General features: G+C 36.1%; 19 protein-coding genes and 1 pseudogene. 4 read left to right on the top strand and 16 right to left on the bottom strand.

What is annotated here, in order from left to right:
• Window positions 1–139 precede the first annotated feature (139 nt).
• Window positions 140–1147: an AbiH family protein gene (locus tag ACUNWD_RS06455; protein WP_445586968.1), complete on the bottom strand. Its 1008-nt coding sequence runs from the start codon at window positions 1145–1147 to the stop codon at window positions 140–142.
• Between the two features lie 390 nt (window positions 1148–1537).
• On the opposite strand from ACUNWD_RS06455, the gene ACUNWD_RS06460 reads away from it, so the two are divergent.
• Window positions 1538–1876: a DUF6249 domain-containing protein gene (locus ACUNWD_RS06460; protein WP_445586969.1), complete on the top strand. Its 339-nt coding sequence runs from the start codon at window positions 1538–1540 to the stop codon at window positions 1874–1876.
• A gap of 47 nt (window positions 1877–1923) precedes the next feature.
• On the opposite strand, the gene ACUNWD_RS06465 is transcribed toward ACUNWD_RS06460, so the two are convergent.
• The gene (locus ACUNWD_RS06465) at window positions 1924–3207 is read right to left on the bottom strand and encodes a M64 family metallopeptidase (protein ID WP_445586970.1); all 1284 of its coding nucleotides are present in this window, start codon (window positions 3205–3207) and stop codon (window positions 1924–1926) included.
• A 64-nt stretch (window positions 3208–3271) separates the two neighbouring features.
• Between ACUNWD_RS06465 and ACUNWD_RS06470 the strand changes: the two genes are divergently transcribed.
• Both ACUNWD_RS06470 and ACUNWD_RS06475 read left to right on the top strand, forming a co-directional pair.
• A complete protein-coding gene (locus tag ACUNWD_RS06470) occupies window positions 3272–4525 on the top strand; it encodes a mechanosensitive ion channel family protein (RefSeq protein ID WP_445586971.1) in 1254 nt (417 codons plus the stop codon).
• Window positions 4526–4768: 243 nt separating this feature from the next.
• Window positions 4769–5248: an Lrp/AsnC family transcriptional regulator gene (locus ACUNWD_RS06475; protein ID WP_445586972.1), complete on the top strand. Its 480-nt coding sequence runs from the start codon at window positions 4769–4771 to the stop codon at window positions 5246–5248.
• A 71-nt stretch (window positions 5249–5319) separates the two neighbouring features.
• Here ACUNWD_RS06475 and hisIE read toward each other — a convergent pair.
• From hisIE to hisG, 12 genes and pseudogenes are all read right to left on the bottom strand, one after another.
• Window positions 5320–5934 (bottom strand): annotated as a pseudogene (hisIE, locus tag ACUNWD_RS06480) (bifunctional phosphoribosyl-AMP cyclohydrolase/phosphoribosyl-ATP diphosphatase HisIE); the annotation flags it as partial.
• A gap of 22 nt (window positions 5935–5956) precedes the next feature.
• Window positions 5957–6709 (bottom strand): imidazole glycerol phosphate synthase subunit HisF, encoded by a 753-nt coding sequence (hisF, locus tag ACUNWD_RS06485; RefSeq protein WP_445586973.1) that lies wholly within the window; start codon window positions 6707–6709, stop codon window positions 5957–5959.
• Window positions 6710–6745: 36 nt separating this feature from the next.
• Complete coding sequence (gene hisA, locus ACUNWD_RS06490; protein ID WP_445586974.1) at window positions 6746–7480, bottom strand: 1-(5-phosphoribosyl)-5-[(5-phosphoribosylamino)methylideneamino]imidazole-4-carboxamide isomerase; 735 nt, start codon at window positions 7478–7480, stop codon at window positions 6746–6748.
• An 80-nt stretch (window positions 7481–7560) separates the two neighbouring features.
• Complete coding sequence (hisH, locus tag ACUNWD_RS06495) at window positions 7561–8160, bottom strand: imidazole glycerol phosphate synthase subunit HisH (RefSeq protein ID WP_445586975.1); 600 nt, start codon at window positions 8158–8160, stop codon at window positions 7561–7563.
• 39 nt (window positions 8161–8199) lie between these two features.
• Complete coding sequence (locus ACUNWD_RS06500; RefSeq protein WP_445586976.1) at window positions 8200–8556, bottom strand: four helix bundle protein; 357 nt, start codon at window positions 8554–8556, stop codon at window positions 8200–8202.
• 53 nt (window positions 8557–8609) lie between these two features.
• A complete protein-coding gene (locus ACUNWD_RS06505) occupies window positions 8610–9143 on the bottom strand; it encodes a TlpA family protein disulfide reductase (RefSeq protein ID WP_445586977.1) in 534 nt (177 codons plus the stop codon).
• Between the two features lie 5 nt (window positions 9144–9148).
• The gene (gene purU, locus ACUNWD_RS06510) at window positions 9149–10033 is read right to left on the bottom strand and encodes a formyltetrahydrofolate deformylase (RefSeq protein WP_445586978.1); all 885 of its coding nucleotides are present in this window, start codon (window positions 10031–10033) and stop codon (window positions 9149–9151) included.
• A 37-nt stretch (window positions 10034–10070) separates the two neighbouring features.
• Window positions 10071–11222, bottom strand: coding sequence for a bifunctional histidinol-phosphatase/imidazoleglycerol-phosphate dehydratase HisB (gene hisB / locus ACUNWD_RS06515; protein WP_445586979.1), 1152 nt, complete (start codon window positions 11220–11222; stop codon window positions 10071–10073).
• Between the two features lie 87 nt (window positions 11223–11309).
• On the bottom strand, window positions 11310–12341 hold the full coding sequence (gene hisC / locus ACUNWD_RS06520) for a histidinol-phosphate transaminase (protein WP_445586980.1): 1032 nt from the start codon (window positions 12339–12341) through the stop codon (window positions 11310–11312).
• 7 nt (window positions 12342–12348) lie between these two features.
• Window positions 12349–13629, bottom strand: coding sequence for a histidinol dehydrogenase (gene hisD, locus ACUNWD_RS06525; RefSeq protein WP_445586981.1), 1281 nt, complete (start codon window positions 13627–13629; stop codon window positions 12349–12351).
• A gap of 71 nt (window positions 13630–13700) precedes the next feature.
• Window positions 13701–14600, bottom strand: coding sequence for a DMT family transporter (locus ACUNWD_RS06530; RefSeq protein WP_445586982.1), 900 nt, complete (start codon window positions 14598–14600; stop codon window positions 13701–13703).
• Window positions 14600–15457 (bottom strand): ATP phosphoribosyltransferase, encoded by an 858-nt coding sequence (hisG, locus tag ACUNWD_RS06535; protein ID WP_445586983.1) that lies wholly within the window; start codon window positions 15455–15457, stop codon window positions 14600–14602. Before hisG ends, ACUNWD_RS06530 begins: the two co-directional genes overlap by 1 nt.
• A 315-nt stretch (window positions 15458–15772) precedes the next feature.
• Between hisG and ACUNWD_RS06540 the strand changes: the two genes are divergently transcribed.
• The gene (locus ACUNWD_RS06540; RefSeq protein ID WP_445586984.1) at window positions 15773–16873 is read left to right on the top strand and encodes a glycoside hydrolase family 88/105 protein; all 1101 of its coding nucleotides are present in this window, start codon (window positions 15773–15775) and stop codon (window positions 16871–16873) included.
• A 128-nt stretch (window positions 16874–17001) separates the two neighbouring features.
• Here the strand turns inward: ACUNWD_RS06540 and ACUNWD_RS06545 are convergent, their stop codons facing one another.
• Both ACUNWD_RS06545 and ACUNWD_RS06550 read right to left on the bottom strand, forming a co-directional pair.
• Window positions 17002–18564, bottom strand: a complete 1563-nt coding sequence (locus ACUNWD_RS06545; protein WP_445586985.1) for a glycoside hydrolase family 43 protein — start codon at window positions 18562–18564, stop codon at window positions 17002–17004.
• A gap of 539 nt (window positions 18565–19103) precedes the next feature.
• Complete coding sequence (locus ACUNWD_RS06550; protein ID WP_445586986.1) at window positions 19104–20768, bottom strand: hypothetical protein; 1665 nt, start codon at window positions 20766–20768, stop codon at window positions 19104–19106.
• Window positions 20769–20772 lie beyond the last annotated feature (4 nt).

Raw genomic sequence — 20772 nt, forward strand, 5'->3', positions numbered from 1 at the left:
ATATTTTATGAAATATCTGATAACATTCATATAAATATTACGACTTTGTTAAAGAAAAAGTAAAAACATACCTCTCCTATTTTTGCATTAAATGAATAAATATAATGTTTGATATAAAGCGGAATGGTCATATCCTATTTCACTCTATAGGCACTAATGGTTTAGAATCATTCAAATTCATTATTCGTTCCCGCATAGTTTCCTTATTTGAACTTCTAAAATGCCGTGATATCTCCTGAGTTTTCTCAAAATAATCATTCACAGTTTTTGACTTCTGATAGTAACAAATTTCAATTTTTTTACAATGTCTATGTTCAAATAAAAAATTCAGAAGAACTCTATCAGATATTCCGCATGAATGCCCTAAAATTCTTATCCTGAAATCTGATTTTACAAAATCTAACAATTCTGAATAACTTCTATTTTTAAAATAGCCAAATGATTTAAAATTATCCAGATAGCTATTTTTGTTATAATTCTCAATCAAAGGATAATCATCATCCATTTCATCACCATACCCAAATATTATATCGTTGATTTCATCGCTTAAGATACCATGCATATTTAGTACTTTATCTCCACGTTTTTCATCAATATATTTATTGATTAATGTTGTATAGTTAAAATTTAAGAAAAGATTTTTCTCTAATATATTAATAGGTTTATGTATATGGTTTCTTATATATCTCATTGGTGCCCTTTCCTTAATTTTTATATCCCCTAGATACTTAACAAGGAGTATTTTTATTTTACATAAGTCCGAATTTAATTTTTCAACCAATGATTCTTTTCCGTTGAGACTTCGATTTTTCAATATTGCCGTAAGTTTCTTATAATATAAGTATTCAATATCCACCCATCTCTGCGAATTGAACATTCCTATTAAATATTCTAGAAATTTATTTGAATAGTTAAATCTAACACCTTGACTTTCGCAATAGTTAAACAATTCTGGCAATGTGTCGATTTCTGGAATATTTTCCAAAGGCTGATCCTTTTCAATAGAAAATGGACCGTAATCATAAGGATAATGAGAATGATATGTAAAAACTGCTTTTTTATGAAGATCTAAAAGAAAGTGGTGGTAAGAGGTTTCTAATCCATGAGCTAGGTCAAAGCCGTTTCCAACAAGATAAATGTAATTCATTGCTATTCTTTTTGGTTAACTAAAAGTATGCAAAAATTAAGCGAACAAAAAACAGGTAAATTTATAAACTCAATAAAATCATTTGTTACGCATGTAAGCTAAATCTATATTAGTTTTTCATTTCTTTTCTGATGAAAAGAAACCGAAACAAAGAAAAATCTTATCAAAGTCATCCTTCTCCCCTCGTCATGATTTTTCCTTTCCCAAGCACTTCGCTGAATCCCCGCAAAAAATCATTCCCGCCATCCCCGGCCCGGACTACTTTGACTGGCCAACGCTGCTCTTTTTTCCTGATCAGGAAATTCAAAAAAACATCAAATGTTGTAACCGATGAAATTTATCTGCGTCATAAGGGCGAAAGAAAAATATTAATCACAAAATACAGAAGCTATGAACGAAGCAATTATGATCCCATTAATCGTGTTTGCATTTATATTTGCATCACTTTATGTATTCCTAACCGTACGAAACAAGGAACGCATGGCAATGATTGAAAAAGGAGCTGATCCTGAACTGTTTAAAAGTAGGCCAAAAGTAAGCAATTTCCTTACACTCAAATTTGGTCTGTTCTTTATGGGTATTGCTATTGGTGTATTGATGGGCAACATTCTAGAAGTCTACACCGGACTTAATGACGGCGCAAGTTATCTTTCAATGATCTTCCTTTTTGGTGGACTTGGGTTGGTCGCTGGTTATCTATTTCAATCAAATATTGAAAAGAAAGAATAAGAAAAAGTGCAAAAAACTGAAAAGCTCCTTCTTTAGGAGCTTTTTTTTTATTTACAATGCCACTGAATTACCATTTCAATTGCCCTTTCACAAACCGGGCAAAAATTCTTCGCTTCATTGCTTTTCATCCGGCAATCCATCATTGGACTATATATCCCATTTGAAGAATAACCTCCTCCTTCAAATGCACCCAACGTTTTCTTATTCGCATTCTCTCGTAAAGTTGGTACAGGAGTATCCTTCGAAATCATATTTTCCCATTTGCTATCAAAATCAATCATGGTTGTTATGTTTGGCTCCCATGGCTCAATTTCCAAATTATAATACCCATCGTACGCAACTGATGATGAATAATACTCATCTGCCAGTCCTGCAAAACCATGCCCAAACTCGTGAATGAAAACTTTCTCAGATTCTTCATGATCGACTGAGGTGACACTAATAAAATTGTAAAAACCGCCACCACCATACCGATCTGTATTTACCAAAATATAAATGTGATCATAAGGTACTACTGCAGCTGCATCATGAATTGACTTTAAATCGCTTGTGGTCAAATATCGAGGTGTATCAAAAGTATAGAAGCTTGAATTGAAAGCAGTATTCTTGAATACATGTTCTCCCGGGACGTCTGTTCCTGATTGTATTGATGGAACATCTATTGTGTAAACATTAAATGCATTTTCAAACTTTTTAAAAGCCGAACTTTTAAACAGAGCTTTAATCATTCTTTGGGCATCTTCGTGAAACTTACCCATTTCTTCTTTTGTATATCCTTCTGGCAACAGCACTAAATCAACCTTTTCTTCCGGAATTCCTTTTTTTTGTATTATTTCAACTTTATAAGCAGACGATATTTCGTCAATTATAAAGTAATCATTGGGCGATATTTCCTGTGAATAGATCTCTGTAAATAAACCATTATCGTCCCTTTTTTCTATAACAAATCGGATATCATTCTTTGGGAAAGGCAAAATGGCTACCTGATAATAACTTCCCATCTTTTCCTTTGCTTCCGTTGTTGTTTGCCATTCCTGAAACAATGGGCAGAATCCACGTGAATAAATGAGCATCCTTGACTTCAAATCAAATGCCCTGTATCGATACGTTCCAAAATCATATTCTTCAATCAAATTGTTATGTGGCCCGGCAAAATTCGGTTCCTTTTTCAACTGCTTAACAATCACATTTTCTGAAGTATCTGTCCCAATCAACAAATAATCAACCCTCAAGCTTTTATTTGAAAAATAATCATTGAATTTGACCTGTGCATTCGCAAAGGAGTAACTCAAAATCATCATCAATAAAAGGAATTCAGATTTTTTAATCATAGCAAAATAGTTAATTTTAACTTTTAAAGTTAAGAAGTATTCACAAATCAATATATCCCGCAATATGAAATATTTAATGGAATTATTCATTGATATTTTTCAGCAATTGGAGTTGAATGTCAAACATTCAACAACATTATCAGTTATCGTCTGCATAATTGCTCTGATATTGGTTGCATTCATTGCCCAATTAATAACCCGACTTATTTTAAGAAAGATCGTTCATCAATTTGTTGAAAAGACCAAAACTGATTGGGACGATTTCCTGGTAAAACGGAAAGTTTTTGGAGCAATCGCGCATCTATCTTCAGCAATTATTATTTACACTGTTTATGATTTTTCCGGTATAGATTGGGTGACTGATCTTCTGTATGGAGTATTAAGAATTTATTTTGTCTATATCCTGGTTCTTTTTGGTGTTCGCATGGCCAATGCGGTCAATGACATGTATCAAACCACACCATTCGCACAAAATCGTCCGATAAAAGGCTACATCCAGCTACTTCAAATATTTATCATTTTCCTAGGAATCATCTTCATTATTTCGATTATTATTGGTGAATCACCCAAAGTATTACTTACCGGATTAGGAGCTATTGCTGCTATTTTATTATTGGTTTTCAAAGATACAATCCTTGGTTTTGTTGCGAGTATTCAGTTATCAGCAAACAAAATGCTAAAACCCGGAGATTGGATTAGCATGCCGAAACACAATGCAGATGGAACTGTTATTGATATCACTCTAAACACGGTTAAAGTTCAGAATTGGGACAAAACAATTACAACCATTCCAACTTATGCGTTAGTAGCTGAGTCGTTCAATAACTGGATTGGGATGGAAGAATCAGGAGGCCGCCGTATTAAAAGGCATATCAATATTGACATGAAAAGTGTACGATTTTGCGATAAAAAGCTAATTGAAAAACTAAGCCATTTCTATCTTCTTAAAGACTATATCAGCAAAAAAGAACAGGAAATCTTAAACTACAACAAGAAACTCAATATTGAAGAGGGTGATGTTTTTAATGGAAGAAGACAGACTAACCTGGGAATTTTTCGGAAGTATTTAGAAGCTTATCTAAAACAGCACCCATTAATACATGATGAAATGACTTTTCTTGTCAGGCATTTACAGCCGTCAGAAAAAGGACTTCCTGTAGAAATTTATGTGTTTAGCAAGGATCAGGAATGGGCTAATTATGAAGCAATTCAAGCTGACATCATGGATCATGTATTGGCCATATTACCTGAATTTGATTTGCGGATATTCCAGACTCCAAGTGGAAATGATCTGACAGATTTCTTGCAATCCAGGTAGTTATCTATTCAAATATTGACTTCCGATAAATATTTACTAGTGAGTGCAATATATCATTAGAAAAATTAAAAAAATATTCTACTTTTGGGGCGCTTCAGAAAAGCTGTATCAATTGGGGGATTGACAGCTTCTACTTACGATTTATCACAAACAGCATGTTCTTTAGCAAAATTTATAATAAATTGTCATTTTTATCTACTTTTAGTATATGATTTATAAGTAAGAAATTTAATACAACTAGAAATGAACCAAGATTATATTGAAACACTTCCTCAAATTGATGAGTTAGATGAGAAGATACTCAGACTTATTACGAGGAATGCACGAATTCCATTTTTGGAAGTTGCCAGAGAGTGTGGAGTTTCAGGTGCAGCAATTCACCAACGCGTTCAGCGTCTTTTAAATTTAGGAGTGGTTTCCGGTAGTGAATTTATTGTAAATCCATCAAAATTAGGATATAATACTTGCGCCTACATGGGAGTTTTTCTCGATAAGGCAAAATTTCACAGGACTGTAGTGGAAGAGTTGAAAAAGATCCCTGAAATTGTTGAGTGTCATTACACTACCGGTCAATATGCTATTTTCATTAAAATTCAAACCAAAACGAATAAGCATTTGAAAAAAATTATTGACGAGGGGCTTCAGGAAATTGAGGGAATTGCGCGAACAGAAACGTTCATATCACTTGAAATGGAATTCAAAAGACAAGTACCTGTCAATTAATCAAATAAGTTACCAGATAAAAGAAAAGCATCTCGAATTCGAGATGCTTTTTTCATTGAGATATATTTTTGTTACTTGTGTCTCTTCTTCAATTCTTTTGCTAAGTCTTCAATACGATATCCCTTGTGTGTCAATAGAACAATCAAGTGATAAAGCAAATCAGCTCCTTCGTACAAAAAGTTTTCATCATCATTTGCCATGGCGCCAATAATAGTTTCAACAGCTTCCTCTCCCACTTTTTGTGTGATTTTACGAGTTCCTTTCTCAAATAGTGAAGTAGTGTAAGAACCTTCCGGCATTTCTTCTTTGCGCTTGTCAATAAAATCCTGCAAGTGCTTAATAAATGCCATATCATCCTGCTCATTGGTTTCATTCCAACATGTATCACTTCCAGTATGGCAAACAGGTCCAATAGGATTCACTTTAATTAACAAAGTATCGTTATCGCAGTCAGAAGCTATCGAGACCACATTTAAAAAATTACCACTTTCTTCGCCTTTCGTCCACAAACGATTTTTTGTGCGACTAAAAAAAGTTACTTGCTTGGTTTCTTCTGTTTTTGCCAGTGCTTCTTCGTTCATAAAACCCAACATCAATACTTTGTTGGTTTTATCATCTTGAATAATGGCAGGAATAAGTCCATTTGACTTTTCGAAATCTAGTTTGATATCCATCTTATATATTTTTCTTTTTTTATTTTCTGATTTTTTACCTGACGGCTATACCTTGGGTTCGCAAATAACTTTTCAAATCGGGAATCCCAATTTCTTTATAGTGAAAAATACTGGCAGCCAATCCTGCATCAGCTTTTCCTTTTATGAATACGTCAACAAAATGATCCATGGTTCCTGCTCCTCCCGATGCAATGATAGGGATTTTTAACATGTCGGCCATTCTCGCTAATTCTTCATTCGCGAAACCAGCTTTGGTTCCATCATGATCCATCGATGTAAAAAGGATTTCACCGGCTCCTCGATCTTCCGCTTCTTTTGCCCAGCTAAACAATTCTTTTTCTGTTGGAATTCGACCTCCATTCACGGTCACAGTCCAGTTCCCATCATAATTTTTAGCGTCGATTGCGACCACCACGAATTGTGTTCCAAAATTTTTAGCTAAATCATCAATCAACTTTGGATTGCGAACAGCGGAAGAATTAATACTTATTTTGTCAGCACCTGCACTTAGCAAAGCTTCCGCATCTTTCAATTCACTAATTCCACCGCCAACAGTAAACGGAATATTTAATTCACGAGCAATCCGTTTTACCAATTCCACAAAAGTTTTTCGTCCCTCATGGGTCGCGGTAATATCAAGGAAAACCAACTCATCGGCTCCCTGCTCTGCATACAAAGCACCAAGCTCGACAGGATCACCTACAGTTTGTATATTGACAAAGTTCACGCCTTTAACGGTCTGACCATCTTTAATATCCAGGCATGGTATTATTCGTTTTGCTAACATCGTTCAAATTTCAGGTTTCAGATTCCAAATTTCAAATCATGACAAGATAAACTTGCTGATTTCTCCTAAGCTTATTTTGTTCTCATAGATGGCTTTTCCTGTAATCACTCCAGGAACCCCCATTTCATCGAGCTCATGAATATCTTTCATCGTAGCGATTCCTCCGCTGGCAATTAAGCCAAGACCTTCAAATTTTTCCATGATTTCTTTGTATAATTCGATGCTTGGTCCTGTCAACATGCCATCACGCGCAATATCAGTTGAAATTACCTGTTGAATTCCTTTACTGGTATAGCTTTCAATAAACTCAAGTATAGACAATTCTGAAACTTCCTGCCAACCACTCACTGCAATTTTTTTGTCTTTAGCATCTGCTCCGAGAATAATTTTTTCGGCACCATAAGTTTCAATCCATTTCAAGAAAGTTTCTCGATCCTTTACTGCAATACTTCCACCAGTAACCATCTCTGCTCCACTTTCAAAGGCAATCTTCAAATCATCGTCCGATTTCAATCCCCCTCCAAAATCAATAACCAAATTTGTTTTTCCAGCAATGGTTTCCAATACTTTGTAGTTCACAATATGTTTGGCCTTAGCACCATCCAGATCAACAAGGTGTAAGCGGGTTATTCCAGCGTCTTCAAACATTTTAGCGACCTCCAGCGGGTTCTCATTATAAACCGTTTTTTGGTTGTAGTCGCCTTGTGAAAGACGCACACATTTGGCGTCAATAAGGTCAATAGCTGGTATAATTGTTATTTTCGAGTTCATGTGTTAAAAGTTCAAGTGTACATAAGTTCAAGGTTCATAAGTAAACAGATATTGTACTTATGGACTCATGTGCTTATGAACTATATTTTTAAAAAATTCTCCAATATTTTTGCTCCAACCGGTCCACTTTTTTCCGGGTGAAATTGGGTCGCATAAAAATTGTCCTTTTGCAAAGCTGCGCTGAATGGATTTATGTAATCACCTACTGCTGCAGTATGTTCCCCTACGGTTGCATAATACGAATGCACAAAATATACAAACTGATTTTCAAGCGATTCATCAAACAATTCACTTGTCAAATTGGTAATATTATTCCAGCCCATATGAGGAACTTTGGTCACATATTCCATACCCGGTTCCGGAACGAAAAGCTTTACCTTTTCTTCAAAGATTCCCAAGCAAGGAGTATCCCCTTCTTCGGAATGGCTGCACATCAATTGTAAACCCAAGCAAATGCCTAAAACCGGTTGCGTCAAAGATGGTATCAGCTGATCTAAACCTTCTTTCTTCAAATAAGCCATTGTTGTACTGGCTTCTCCAACTCCCGGGAAAATAACTTTATCAGCTGCCTTTATCTTCTCATGATCTCCGGTGATCTCAGCTGAAACGCCCAATCTTAAAAGGGCATTATTAACCGACTCAATATTTCCAGCGTTGTATTTTATTATAACAATGTTCATAAATGCATATGTTCATAAGTACTACGTTCATGAGTACTCCTATTTAATTTCTAATTTCTTTTCCAATCCTCTCATGAGGGCCTCAATTTCCTTACTTTGCCCTAATAGTGCTTTAAATTCCTCACTACTTAAATAACCAATATTTTTTGAGATCTCTAATTGAGTTTGACATTCATAAAGTGACGCTATTGAAATCCTTATATATCTTATAAATTCATTATTTCCTTTTCTGCCAAATCCTTCAGCAATATTACTGGGAACAGAAACAGCAGCTCTTCGTATTTGAGAAGTAATTTCATAAAGTTCTTCAGATGGAAAACTCTTCGTGACTTTGTAAACATCAGTTACAAAAGTCATGGCTTTCTGCCAGGCAATATATTCTCTAAAGGTTTTCATCTGTGTTCTATTTACGAGTTAACTTATGAACTCATGTACTCTAAACACTTGCACTACTCCAACAATTCTTCAATTACTTCTTTCATTTCTTGAAACTCGTCTTCCTTAAACAAGCGAGTCATAAAAGCAATTTTACCATCTTTGTCTACAATCACATTCCGGGTGACTCCCGAACCTTTCTTAGTAAATTTATAGAATATGTCTCCTGCCGGATCCAGTGCAATCGGATAACTGACAGGTATTTGTTTGGCAAAGTCTTTTACTTTATCTGCAGGTTCATCTAAATCAATTCCAAACAACTCAAAATCTGGATTTTCTTTGTGTTTCTGCCAAATTTCCTTCTCAATATGGGGCATTTCCTGGCGACAAACTCCACACCAGCTCGCTGTAAATTGCAGCATTACAACTTTGCCCCGAAGTGCCGCCATGGATGTTTTCTCTCCGGACGGTAAGACAATTTCAAAATTTGGTACTGTTTGTCCAATTTCAACTTTAAACCCATATTCTGCAGGAATCTCCTTTACTTCCTGACTGCTTCCCACATTCATTACGAATGCCAATCCGACTACTAGAACAACCTTTCTCATCTCAACTAATTAAAAACGACCGTACGATTTTTATACACTAAAACTTTTCGCTGCAAGTGTTTAAAGACAGCATTTGACAAAACAATCTTCTCCATGTCTCGCCCTTTTCTTATCAGGCTTTTAACGGTATCAACATGACTACAACGAGTTACATCTTGCTCAATAATTGGCCCACCATCTAACTCGCTGGTTACATAATGACTTGTTGCACCAATAATTTTCACACCACGCTCGTGTGCTGCATGGTAAGGTTTAGCCCCCGCAAAAGCAGGCAAAAACGAATGATGTATATTGATTACTTTATTAGGAAAATGATCAACAAACCCACCAGAAAGTATTTGCATATAACGAGCAAGGACAATGAAATCAACCTTGTATTCTTCCAACAATGCAATTTCTTTTGCTTCCTGCTCATCCTTGTTTTTTGTATTAATTGGAATGTAATGAAAATCTATATCAAAGCGATCAGCAACCGGCTTCAATGCTTCATGGTTACTGATAATCAAAGGAATTTCAACATCCCATTCACCAGCAGTATATCTCGAGAGAATATCAAAAAGACAATGAGACATTTTTGAAACGAAAATCGCCATTCGGGGAACATCTTCCGAGAAATACAATTTGTAATTCATTTTCAATTCTGATGCGATAAGCGTTTCAAAATATTCACCAATTTTATTGGCAGGAATATTAAACCCTTCCAGTTCCCACTCAACCCGCATGTAAAATATTTTTTCCAATCGATCTACATACTGATCAAGGTAGATGATATTCCCATTATTTTTATTCAGAAATTCAGTAACTGTTGCCAATATACCCTGTTTGTCAGGACAATGAATCAATAAAATTGCTGTATTCTTTTTTTCCCTGAGTTGTTTGATGCTTTTCATATTGAAAATATTAATTCCAGATTAGCTGGCAATCCATTTATAAAGCTCCCTTGGTTGAAGGAAGTTCAAAATTAAACACATCTTTCTTTATTGCCATTTTTATAGCTCGAGCTAGAGCTTTAAAAATACCTTCGATTTTATGATGTTCATTATCACCTTCTGCCTTAATATTTAAATTCGACAGAGATGTATCAGAAAACGATTTGAAAAAGTGAAAGAACATTTCGGTTGGCATGTCTCCAACTTTTTCACGTTTGAATTCCGCATCCCAGACAATCCAAGGACGACCTCCAAAATCGATGGCTACCTGGGCTAAACAATCATCCATTGGAAGGCAATAACCATAGCGTTCAACACCTCGCTTATCTCCCAATGCTTTTTTAAATGCTTCTCCCAAAGCCAAGCCAGTATCTTCAATGGTATGGTGCTCATCCACTTCCAAATCACCTGAAACCTTAACTGTTAAATCAACGCCTGAATGGCGTGCAATTTGATCCAACATATGATCAAAAAATCCTAACCCTGTTTTAATATCGCCTTTCCCGGTTCCATCCAGATTCAGTTCAATATTAATCTGAGTTTCTTTGGTATCTCTTTGAACTTTTGCTGTTCGTTCAGGTGAGGCCACCTGAGCATAAATATCATCCCAACTTGTTGTTACCAAAACACATGTTTCGTCCATTGACTGTTTCTTCATTTCGTCAACCAAAGAACCATCGTTTAATAGAATTCCTTTTGCTCCAAGGTTTTTTGCCAATTCGATATCAGTCATTCGGTCTCCAATAACAAAACTGTTTGCTAAATCGTAACTTCCATCCATATATTTAGCCATCATCCCTGTTCTAGGTTTTCGGGTTGGTGCATTATCTGCAGGAAAACTTCGATCAATCAATATATTGTCAAATTTCACTCCCTCATTTTCAAAAGATCTCAGCATCTTATTATGAGCGGGCCAAAACGTATCTTCAGGGAATGAACTGGTTCCCAATCCATCCTGATTGGTAACCATCACTAATTCGTAATCGAGATTTTTAGCAATGAAATATAGATTGCGGAAAACTCCAGGAACAAATTCCAGTTTCTCCAGCGAATCAAGTTGATAATCCTCGGGTGGTTCAACAACCAAGGTTCCATCTCTGTCAATAAATAAAGCCTTTTTCATATTGTACTTTAAATAGTTTTGCTTCATCCTTAATTAATTTCAGGCTCTCCTTTTGACGAATTCAGATTCCGAAACAAGTTCGGAATGACTACCTATCGTCAACGCTTTTATTTCCTAAATTAAATCATTCAATTTCTCAATCAATATCTCGTTCTCCTCAGGTGATCCGACAGTTATTCGCAAACTATGTTCACACAGAACAACCTTAGAACGATCGCGCACTATAATTCCCTGTTCAACCAGAAAATCATAAATACCTCTCGCATCATACATCTTTACAAGCAGAAAATTTGCATCCGATGGGAAAACTTTAACAACAAATGGAAAATCTTGAAACTTGCCAACAAGCTTATCTCGCTCTTGAATCAGAATTTCAACCCATTCATCTTTTTGCTTTTCCTGCCCAATTAACTCTAACGCTTTTTGTTGAGTTAGGATATTAATATTATATGGATACTTGATCTTATTTAAAATGCGAATAATCTCGGGAGTTGCAAATGCCATTCCCAATCTTATTCCTGCCATTCCCCAAGCTTTCGAAAATGTTTGAAGAATAACCAGGTTATTGTATTTTTCTATTTCAGGAAGTAAACTTGCTCCGGGAGCAAAGTCGATATACGCTTCATCGACAACAACCAAACCGCTGAATCCTTTGATAAGTTGAATCATCTGCTTTTTATCAAGGAGATTTGCAGTTGGGTTATTTGGAGAACAAACAAAAATAAGCTTCGTTTTCTCATTAACCTCAGCCAACAATTCATCGGCCGAAAAGCTATAATCCTCTTTTAATTTTACCTTTTTTACTTCAACGTTATTGATATCGGCAGCAACCTGGTACATCCCATAAGTTGGATCGATGGTCACGATATTGTCTATTCCCGGCTCACAAAAAGCTCGAAAAAGTAAATCAATCGGTTCATCGCTTCCATTTCCCAAAAAAATCTGTGAAGAATTGCAGCCTTTCATAACAGCAATTTTCTCTTTCAATTCACGCTGAAGTGGGTCTGGATAACGATTGTAAGGTTGGTTAAATGGATTTTCGTTGGCATCCAAAAACACCATCGCCTCTCCAGTATATTCATCACGAGCTGATGAATAAGGTTTTAACGATTGAATATTTCGACGTAAAATTTCCTCTAAATTCATGGGGATTCTATAAATTTTTCAGCCTCAAAGTCACTGCATTTTTGTGTGCATCCAATTCTTCGGCAGCAGCCATGATTTCAATGCTTGGTCCCAGATTTCTAATTCCTTCTTTTGAGATTTCCTGAAAAGTGATTTTTTTAATGAAACTATCAATATTTACACCACTATAAGAATTAGCCCACCCGTTTGTGGGCAAGGTATGATTTGTTCCTGAAGCATAATCACCAGCACTCTCGGGTGTATAATTTCCAAGGAAAACAGATCCAGCATTTATTATCTTTTCTGCAATTTCATCATAATTTTTCATTGCAATAATCAAATGTTCCGGAGCATAATCATTGACTAATTCAATCATTTCCTCTTCATTTTCTAACACTACAGATTCACTATTCAGCAATGCTTTTTCAGCAATGGCACTTCTAGACAGATTTTTCAACTGACCAATAAGTGCTCTTTCAACTTCCTCAATAAAGACAGCACTTTTACAAACCAGCAACACTTGGCTATCAGGTCCGTGCTCAGCCTGTGATAAAAGGTCTGCAGCAATAAATTCGGGATTAGCAGTTTCATCAGCCATGATTGCAACTTCCGAGGGGCCTGCTGGCATATCAATCGCCACATCACTAATACTAACCAATTGCTTCGCCGCCATGACATATTGATTTCCAGGACCAAATATCTTATTTACTTTTGGAATACAGTCAGCACCATAAGCCATTGCTCCAATAGCCTGCACACCACCTAATTTAAACACCTTGGTCACACCAACGAGTTTGGCTGCATATAAAATCGCAGGATTAATATTACCTTCCTTATTTGGAGGAGTACAAAGTATAATTTCTTTACATCCGGCAATTTTTGCAGGAAGTGCTAACATCAAAACACTGGAAAACAAAGGAGCTGATCCTCCCGGAATATATAATCCAACTTTCTCAATTGCAACCGGTTTTTGCCAACAAACAACACCAGGGGTTGTTTCAATCTTCTTAATCTCAGGCAACTGAGCCGAATGAAACTTCTCAATATTTGCAGCAGCTATTTGTATAGCTTCTTTCAAGTCTTCAGAAACTAAATTTTCTGCCTCTGCCAATTCTTCTTTGGTTACTGAAAACTTACGAAGAAATGTACCATCAAATTTTTCAGTATATTTTCTAAGAGCATGTCCTCCGCTGGATTGAATATCCTTCAAAATCAATTTTACCTGATCTTCCAATTCACTGGCATCAAAAAGCGGCCTTTTCAATATAGAGGGCCATTGTTCTTTTTCAGGGTTAAAATACTTCTTCATTCGTCATTTATTTTTGATGGTGCACTCAATATTTATCCATGATTAACAGTAAGACAATCACTAAATCTATATCAAGCCTTTATTCGTTTTTTAACAAGTTTGCTTTTGAGAGCAAATACATTCCCAGCTAACAAGAGAATAACTCCCAAGACTCCAGCCACTTTCCACTGATATCCTTCAAAAAATGTAGAAATAAACAATGCTATTACTGGTGTTATTAGCGCAATATAAGCAGAACGATCTGGTCCAATCTCGCCAAGCAGCTTCAAATATACCGAAAATGCAACAATTGAACCGAAAACAGAGAGATAGCTTAACGAAATAATATAAGGAGCTGAAAAATCGAAACTAATCGGCTTCCCAATCGCTAAAACTGTTATAAACATTGCGCTTCCCCCATAAATCATTGCAAACGCATTGGTCTGCAATACGGGCAACTTCTTTTTTTGATTATATGCTGAAGTTATATTTCCGAGCGAAGCCAAAACAACACCAAAAATGCATAATAATAATGCGATGAAGTTTTGATTTCCTGGATAGAACGATAGCAATTCATCGAAAAACATTAATACTGTTCCCAAGATTCCCAAAATGGCGCCAAATACAACTTCTTTTCGGATTTGCCCTTTCAATAACAAGGCATTAAAGAATATATTGGCAAATATGATTAGTGAAAATAAGATCGCGACTAAACCACTGGCCAGCCTTGTCTCCGCCTCGTAAACCATCCAATAATTAACTCCAAAAAGAGTTAAACCCAATAGTGCCATCAAGCCATGCTCACGTGCTTTAAACCTGAGGTTTAACTTCTTGATCTTGCAATACGCAAGCAAGACAAATCCTGCAAGTAAAAATCGCCAGCTAACTGATAATAAAGGATCAACCTGCCCTAATTGAAACTTAATAGCAAACCAGGTTGATCCCCAAATCAGGGTTGGGATTATGAACAATATGAATGTTCGTATATTCATTAAAATATCATCTTCTCAATTGGTATAACAAGAATACCTTGTGCACCTGCATTTTTCAATTTCCCGATGATCTCCCAGAAATCATTTTCAGCAATTACGGAATGCATTGAACTCCAACCTTCTTCTGCTAATGGAGTGATTGTAGGACTTTTCATCCCTGGAAGAATTTGGGCAATTTCATCGATCTTGTCATTTGGAGCATTCAGCAAAATGTATTTTTTCCCTTTAGCTCTCTCAACCGACTCCATTCTAAAAATCAATTCGTCAAGGATTGCTTTTTTATCCGCTGCCAGATTTTCAGGAGCAATCAAAACTGCTTCAGAATAAAGAGCAACTTCTACCTCTTTCAACCGGTTTGAAACCAATGTTGAGCCAGAACTCACAATGTCAAAAATTGCATCAGCCAAGCCAATTCCAGGAGCAATCTCTACAGAGCCTGAAATAACATGAATATCAGCAGTTACATTATTCTTATCCAAAAAATCTTTTAGAATAACGGGATACGAAGTGGCAATCTTTTTACCATTAAACCATTCAACTCCAGGATAATCTTCGGATTTTGGAATTGCTAGACTTAAACGGCATTTACTAAATCCCAGGCGCTTAATAACCTGAACATTTTCCTTTTTCTCCAACATTTCATTTTCACCAACAATACCAATATCAGCGACCTGATCTGCTACTGCCTGAGGGATGTCATCGTCACGCAAAAACAGCGCCTCTAATGGGAAATTCTTAGATGCAGCAAGTAGTTTCCGCTTGCCAATGTTTAGCTTAATACCCGCTTCTTCAATGAGTTGCATTGAATCCTCATTTAATCTTCCTTTGGTTTGAACTGCGATTCTTAATTGTGTCATTTTTTAACAAGTAAATAAAAAAAGGCCTACCTTATGGTAAGCCTTCTTTGGGTTAATATTTTTTAAAACAAAACAAAAGAATCACGGCCTACCGATAAATAGGTTTTTCCAATGATGGCCGCAATGTAGAGTTCTGTTAATCATGTCTTGTTATTTATGCTGCAATTATAGCGATAAATTGAAAGTATACAAAATTAATAGGTGTTAATTTATAATTTACTCATGAATATTTATTCATTTGTAAACAAACAATAAACACCACAATCGATTGCAATATTTCATATATTTAAGGAAACAATTAAAAAGAGGGCAATCATGAATAAGTTTAAGCTTCTGTTTTTACTCGTACTAATGACATTCTCGGTACTTGCCAAGTCGACAAAACAGGAAAAACAATTTTCTGAGAAATACATAAAAAAAATCATGAAAAAGGCGACATTCTGGCAATTTAAAAATCCCAAACACGAGTTATGGGATTGGACCAATGGTGCCTTTTTTGCAGGAGTTTTTGCGGCCTATGAAACAACCGGTTCCAATAAAATGATGAAAGCAATGATAAAAATGGGAGATGCAAACCAATGGAAAGCCGGTCCAAGACTTCATCATGCTGACGACCATGCCATCTGTCAAACCTATATTGACTTGTATCGAATAAAAATAGATCAAAGAATGATTCAGCCATTTATTGAAACAATGGATGAGTTTATGGCTACTCCATTTCCTGTCAAGGAGCCGCTCGAACCGATTACCTGGTGGTGGTGCGATGCGCTGTTCATGGGACCTCCCGCTTTTGTAAAGCTTGGCGTTACTCTTGGTGATGACAAGTACCTTCAACTTAGTGATAAGCTTTTTAAAGAAACCTATGATTTATTGTACGATAAAACCGAACACTTATTTGCACGCGATATTCGCTACAAATGGAATCAGGATGAAATTTTAAAAGAATCTAATGGTGAAAAAATATTTTGGTCAAGAGGAAATGGCTGGGTTATGGGAGGATTGGTTCGTTTGCTAAAAGAACTTCCAGCAGATTATTCCAACCGAAGTTTCTATGAAATTATTTTTAAAGAAATGGCATCCAAAATTTCAAAAATCCAACAGGAAGATGGTCTTTGGAGAGCGAGCCTTTTAGATCCTAATTCATACCCAGGTGGTGAAACCAGCGGATCTGGATTCTATACGTATGCGCTAGCCTGGGGAATAAATAATGGCTTGCTGGACAAAGAAACCTATCTGCCAGTAGTAGAAAAAGCATGGATTGCCTTAAATGGTTTAGTATATAAAAACGGGAAAGTTGGATGGGTGCAACCAATTGGCGCAGATCCTCGCTCAAACTTCACTTCAGCAAGTTGGGAAGTTTATGGTACGGGCGCATTTCTTTTGGCTGGCAGCGAGGTTATCAAACTAGATCGATAAATCCGTTCTCAAATAAAATAGAAAAGGGTTCTGCCTTAATTAGCTAAACCCTCATTATCTTTTTTCAAATTTTTAATATCGCAGCGTCTGACTTTTTAGATCATCGACATTCAAATTAAGCAATTAGATTAGTAATCATATTTCATACAAACATTTGAAAATTTACCAGTAATGCCTAACGCTCCCTCAACAATAAATCCGACACGCATAGCGGTGTCCCATGCAGGTAAGAAATTCCCATCTACGGTATATTCACCATCAATTTCTATTGGCTGCCAATTATCTTCTTCTTCAGCCCAGAAGAATTGGAAATAACGTCCGTTTTTAACATCCACCTTTAGCTGAAGGGGTTTCTTTCCGTTAATTGCCACATTAGCTAACTCAGTTTTTGCCCCATCTTTCAATTGATATAAACTCAACCCGTTAGAAGAACTTATTAATGCCAGCCTTTTTTGTTGATTTCCATAAATGGCAATTCCTTCATTTGCTTCACCTTCATTCAATATTTCAGTTGATAAAGAATACGTTCCAAAAAGAGGGCGTAAACCAATACATGCAAAACCTGCTTCAGATGACACCAAATTCAATTCGCCATCTGCAATTGTAAAATCAGGTTTTCCCAATGTCACATCCCATTGCCACATATATGCTTTATCATTATTTATAAAATCATCAATAAAGACAGTATCTCTTACCTGAACAGTATTTTTAAAGGGAGTTTCAGCTTTTCTTGAAGGAGTATTCCCCTCTTTAAGTCGCGGCCATAAAGTTTCTTCATCCCAAACCAATTCATTCAACATACCTTGGCGCCCCACATATTCAAAATCTGTTGCATTATAAGAATGATACATGTAGAAAAATCTTCCGTCCGGCGTATCGACCAAGGTTCCATGCCCGGTACATTGCCATTCATCACCACCTTTAATAATAGGATCAGGATTTTGTTCCCAACCGCTACGAATATCTTTCGATCTTGAAACCATTACCTGGTAGGTACATCTGTTTCCACAGCAACCACCTGCTGAGTAAAGTAAATAATAATAATCTCCGTGCTTAACCATGCACTGACCTTCGTCACCTGCACCATTCCATCCTTTTTCAAAATCAGTTAATGTAAAGTGTTCACCAACCAGACTCATTCCGTCATCACTTAATTCACTACACAGCAATTCAATTGGCCGTCCTTTAGTTAAACCATAAGCCTTCCACGAAATGTATAATTTCCCATCATCATCCTGAAAAATGTAAGCATCAATTGCCTCTTCACCCCATTCAATGATAATACCATGATCAGTAAAACCTTTATGAATATCGTCTGTAGTTGCAACTCCAATACAGGAAACGTTGTCTCCCTTGCGCTTGGCAGTATAATACGCAAAGTAAGTTCCATCTTTGTAATACAGTTCCGGTGCCCAGAAATTTTGAGAAGTCCACGATGGCTTTTCCTCAAATATGTGTCCAATTTGTTTCCAATTCACTAAATCTTTTGATTCAAATAATGGATAAAATGGTGCAAAATTAGAACCAGTCCCTGCAGAATAATACATATCGCCAACTCTAATTATTGTCGGGTCAGGATAATCGCCGGGAATAACTGGATTTTGATAATAGGTTGTCAATTCCTTCTTAGGAGCTTGATCACATCCCATAAATAGGAATGATAAAAATAGTGCAGTGAAAATAACTTTCATAAGGTGTATAATTTAGGTAGTTGTTTAATGCTATTTAAAGGTTTGAAATTAAAACAAAGTCACTAAAATAATAATTCTTTTCGATGGCTTTCAAATTTATGATTAAAACGAATCCTCTGTTATCAACCACTGATTCCCCTCTTTCATTATAATACAATTTAGCTACAGTATTTACCCATAATAAAAAAGGCAGAACTCACAATGAATTCTGCCTTTCATACCTAACTTTCAATCTGCTATTTCTGTGTTGTGGCTACAATCCCACTAAAATATCTGATTGCCTCTGAAGCCCTAGATATTAATCCCTTGCTTTTCTGCTTCTTCGAGAATCATGTCAGCAAGACTGAAATCACACTCACCAGTCTCAGGTTTAATGGCGCTCCAATGAATCATAAAAAAGAATTTACTACTTCACTGTTTCCTGTAGTTTCTAAAATCCCAGTCCCAATCTCCCTTTTCCTGACATACAGGAAAAGAAAAGAAAAGAAAAGAAAAGAAAACTTACGACGATTAATCCCAATCTGATTTATTCTTCCTAATTAATAGTACAATGGAATAACACTTACAAAAAGTACGTCTTCCCTACTGACTTCCTTCACAAGAAGTATTTCCGCTTTAACATCTTTTTTTAATGTAAAAAGTTTATTGAAAAGTTCCTTACCATCCTGTTGAATAAGAACCTGATAGTTATTTGAAGCACCCTCGACATCGATTTTTAATGGAAAATCCTCCTTATTGATACTACTTTCAGGATTTGATGTGGCATCCGGGAAATAAATCATTGCCAATGTTTCCTTCTTATTTGTATTCAGATGGCTTACTTTAGCTTCATCATTATCGGTCGAAATGGTCACCATTCCTGGTCCTGGTAATCCTCCATAAATAATCTTTTGACTGGAGTTTATCATTTTGTTCAGATTTACATACACATCCCTAAATTCTTTATCCGATTTTTCTTTTCTTACTTTACCATAACTATAAACCCCCAAGCCTTGTGCTCCCCGTTCTAATGTATTTACAACAAAGTGTTTATAAACGACACCACCATTACGTGCTCCAAGCCCTATTTCTGAAGGGATCAAAATAGGCAATTCATAATTATATGCATTATTTCCGTATCTCCTGTCCAATCCTAGAAGGGCATTGTATCCCCAAGGCTGATAAAACATGGTACCAATAGCATCTAAATTACCATCTCCATAAGTACTGGCACTTGTCCCGGATTCTGACATGACTTTTAAATCTCCTAAAACACCCTCCTCTGCTTGACCTGCATGTAAGTTTGTAGACAATAATTTATATGGATCACCTTCATGAAATGCACTGGTAAACTGACTCCACCACCAATTAAAAGCATCTTTTTTGAACTGCGCATAATCTTGCTTATTCGTTTTCAATTTCCATTCTTCAAAAAGTTTTGCGGTTTCCGGATTTAAATCACTTTCATCCCAATAACTAAAACATTCTTCATTACCCACTTGCACCCCGATTACTGTTTCGCTCTTTTTGTATTGAACAGCAAGATTATAAAGCATTCGTCTGATACGGTAGAATATTTCAGGATGGCCAAAAGCATGTAGAGGTTTTATTGCATTTTTCATTACTCCTTCTATAGTTGTATAAGTTACACCATCACGTTTTGGCCATTGCATCGTATAGTTAGAACCATCTCTGTCGTCCAAATGAAAAGTCCATCCACCTTCCGCAGGATAATTAGGAATATCTTTCTGAGTATGCAGGAATAATACCCACCAGATTTTCATGTTTTGACGGGCAGCTGCTGCAACAAGTGAATCTGTAAAAGAAAAATCAAAATGATTATCGCTTGGTTCAATATTTTCCCAATGAATCATTACAAGAGCCGTATTAGCCCCCATACTTTTCATATCTTTGAAAACTGCGTCCAAGTCCGTATCCTCGTTGTATAGACCATCCCACCATCCGGTTTCTAATGCATTAATGTAATAAGGCTTTAATTCATTGTTCTCGCGGACCATATATGCAAGTTTCCTGTTCGGTAATCTCACCAATGCACTCGGAACATTTTTACTATCAATATCTTTGTATTCCACAATTTGGGTCGATTTTGGCACAAACGGTGTCATAAAAGGCAATGGATCACTTAATTGTGCATAACAAACAGAAGCGCTTCTGAAAAAGAGCAAAAGAAACAGCATTGAAAATAAACAAATGAATTTTTTCATGATA

Source organism: Sunxiuqinia sp. A32, from assembly GCF_052690465.1.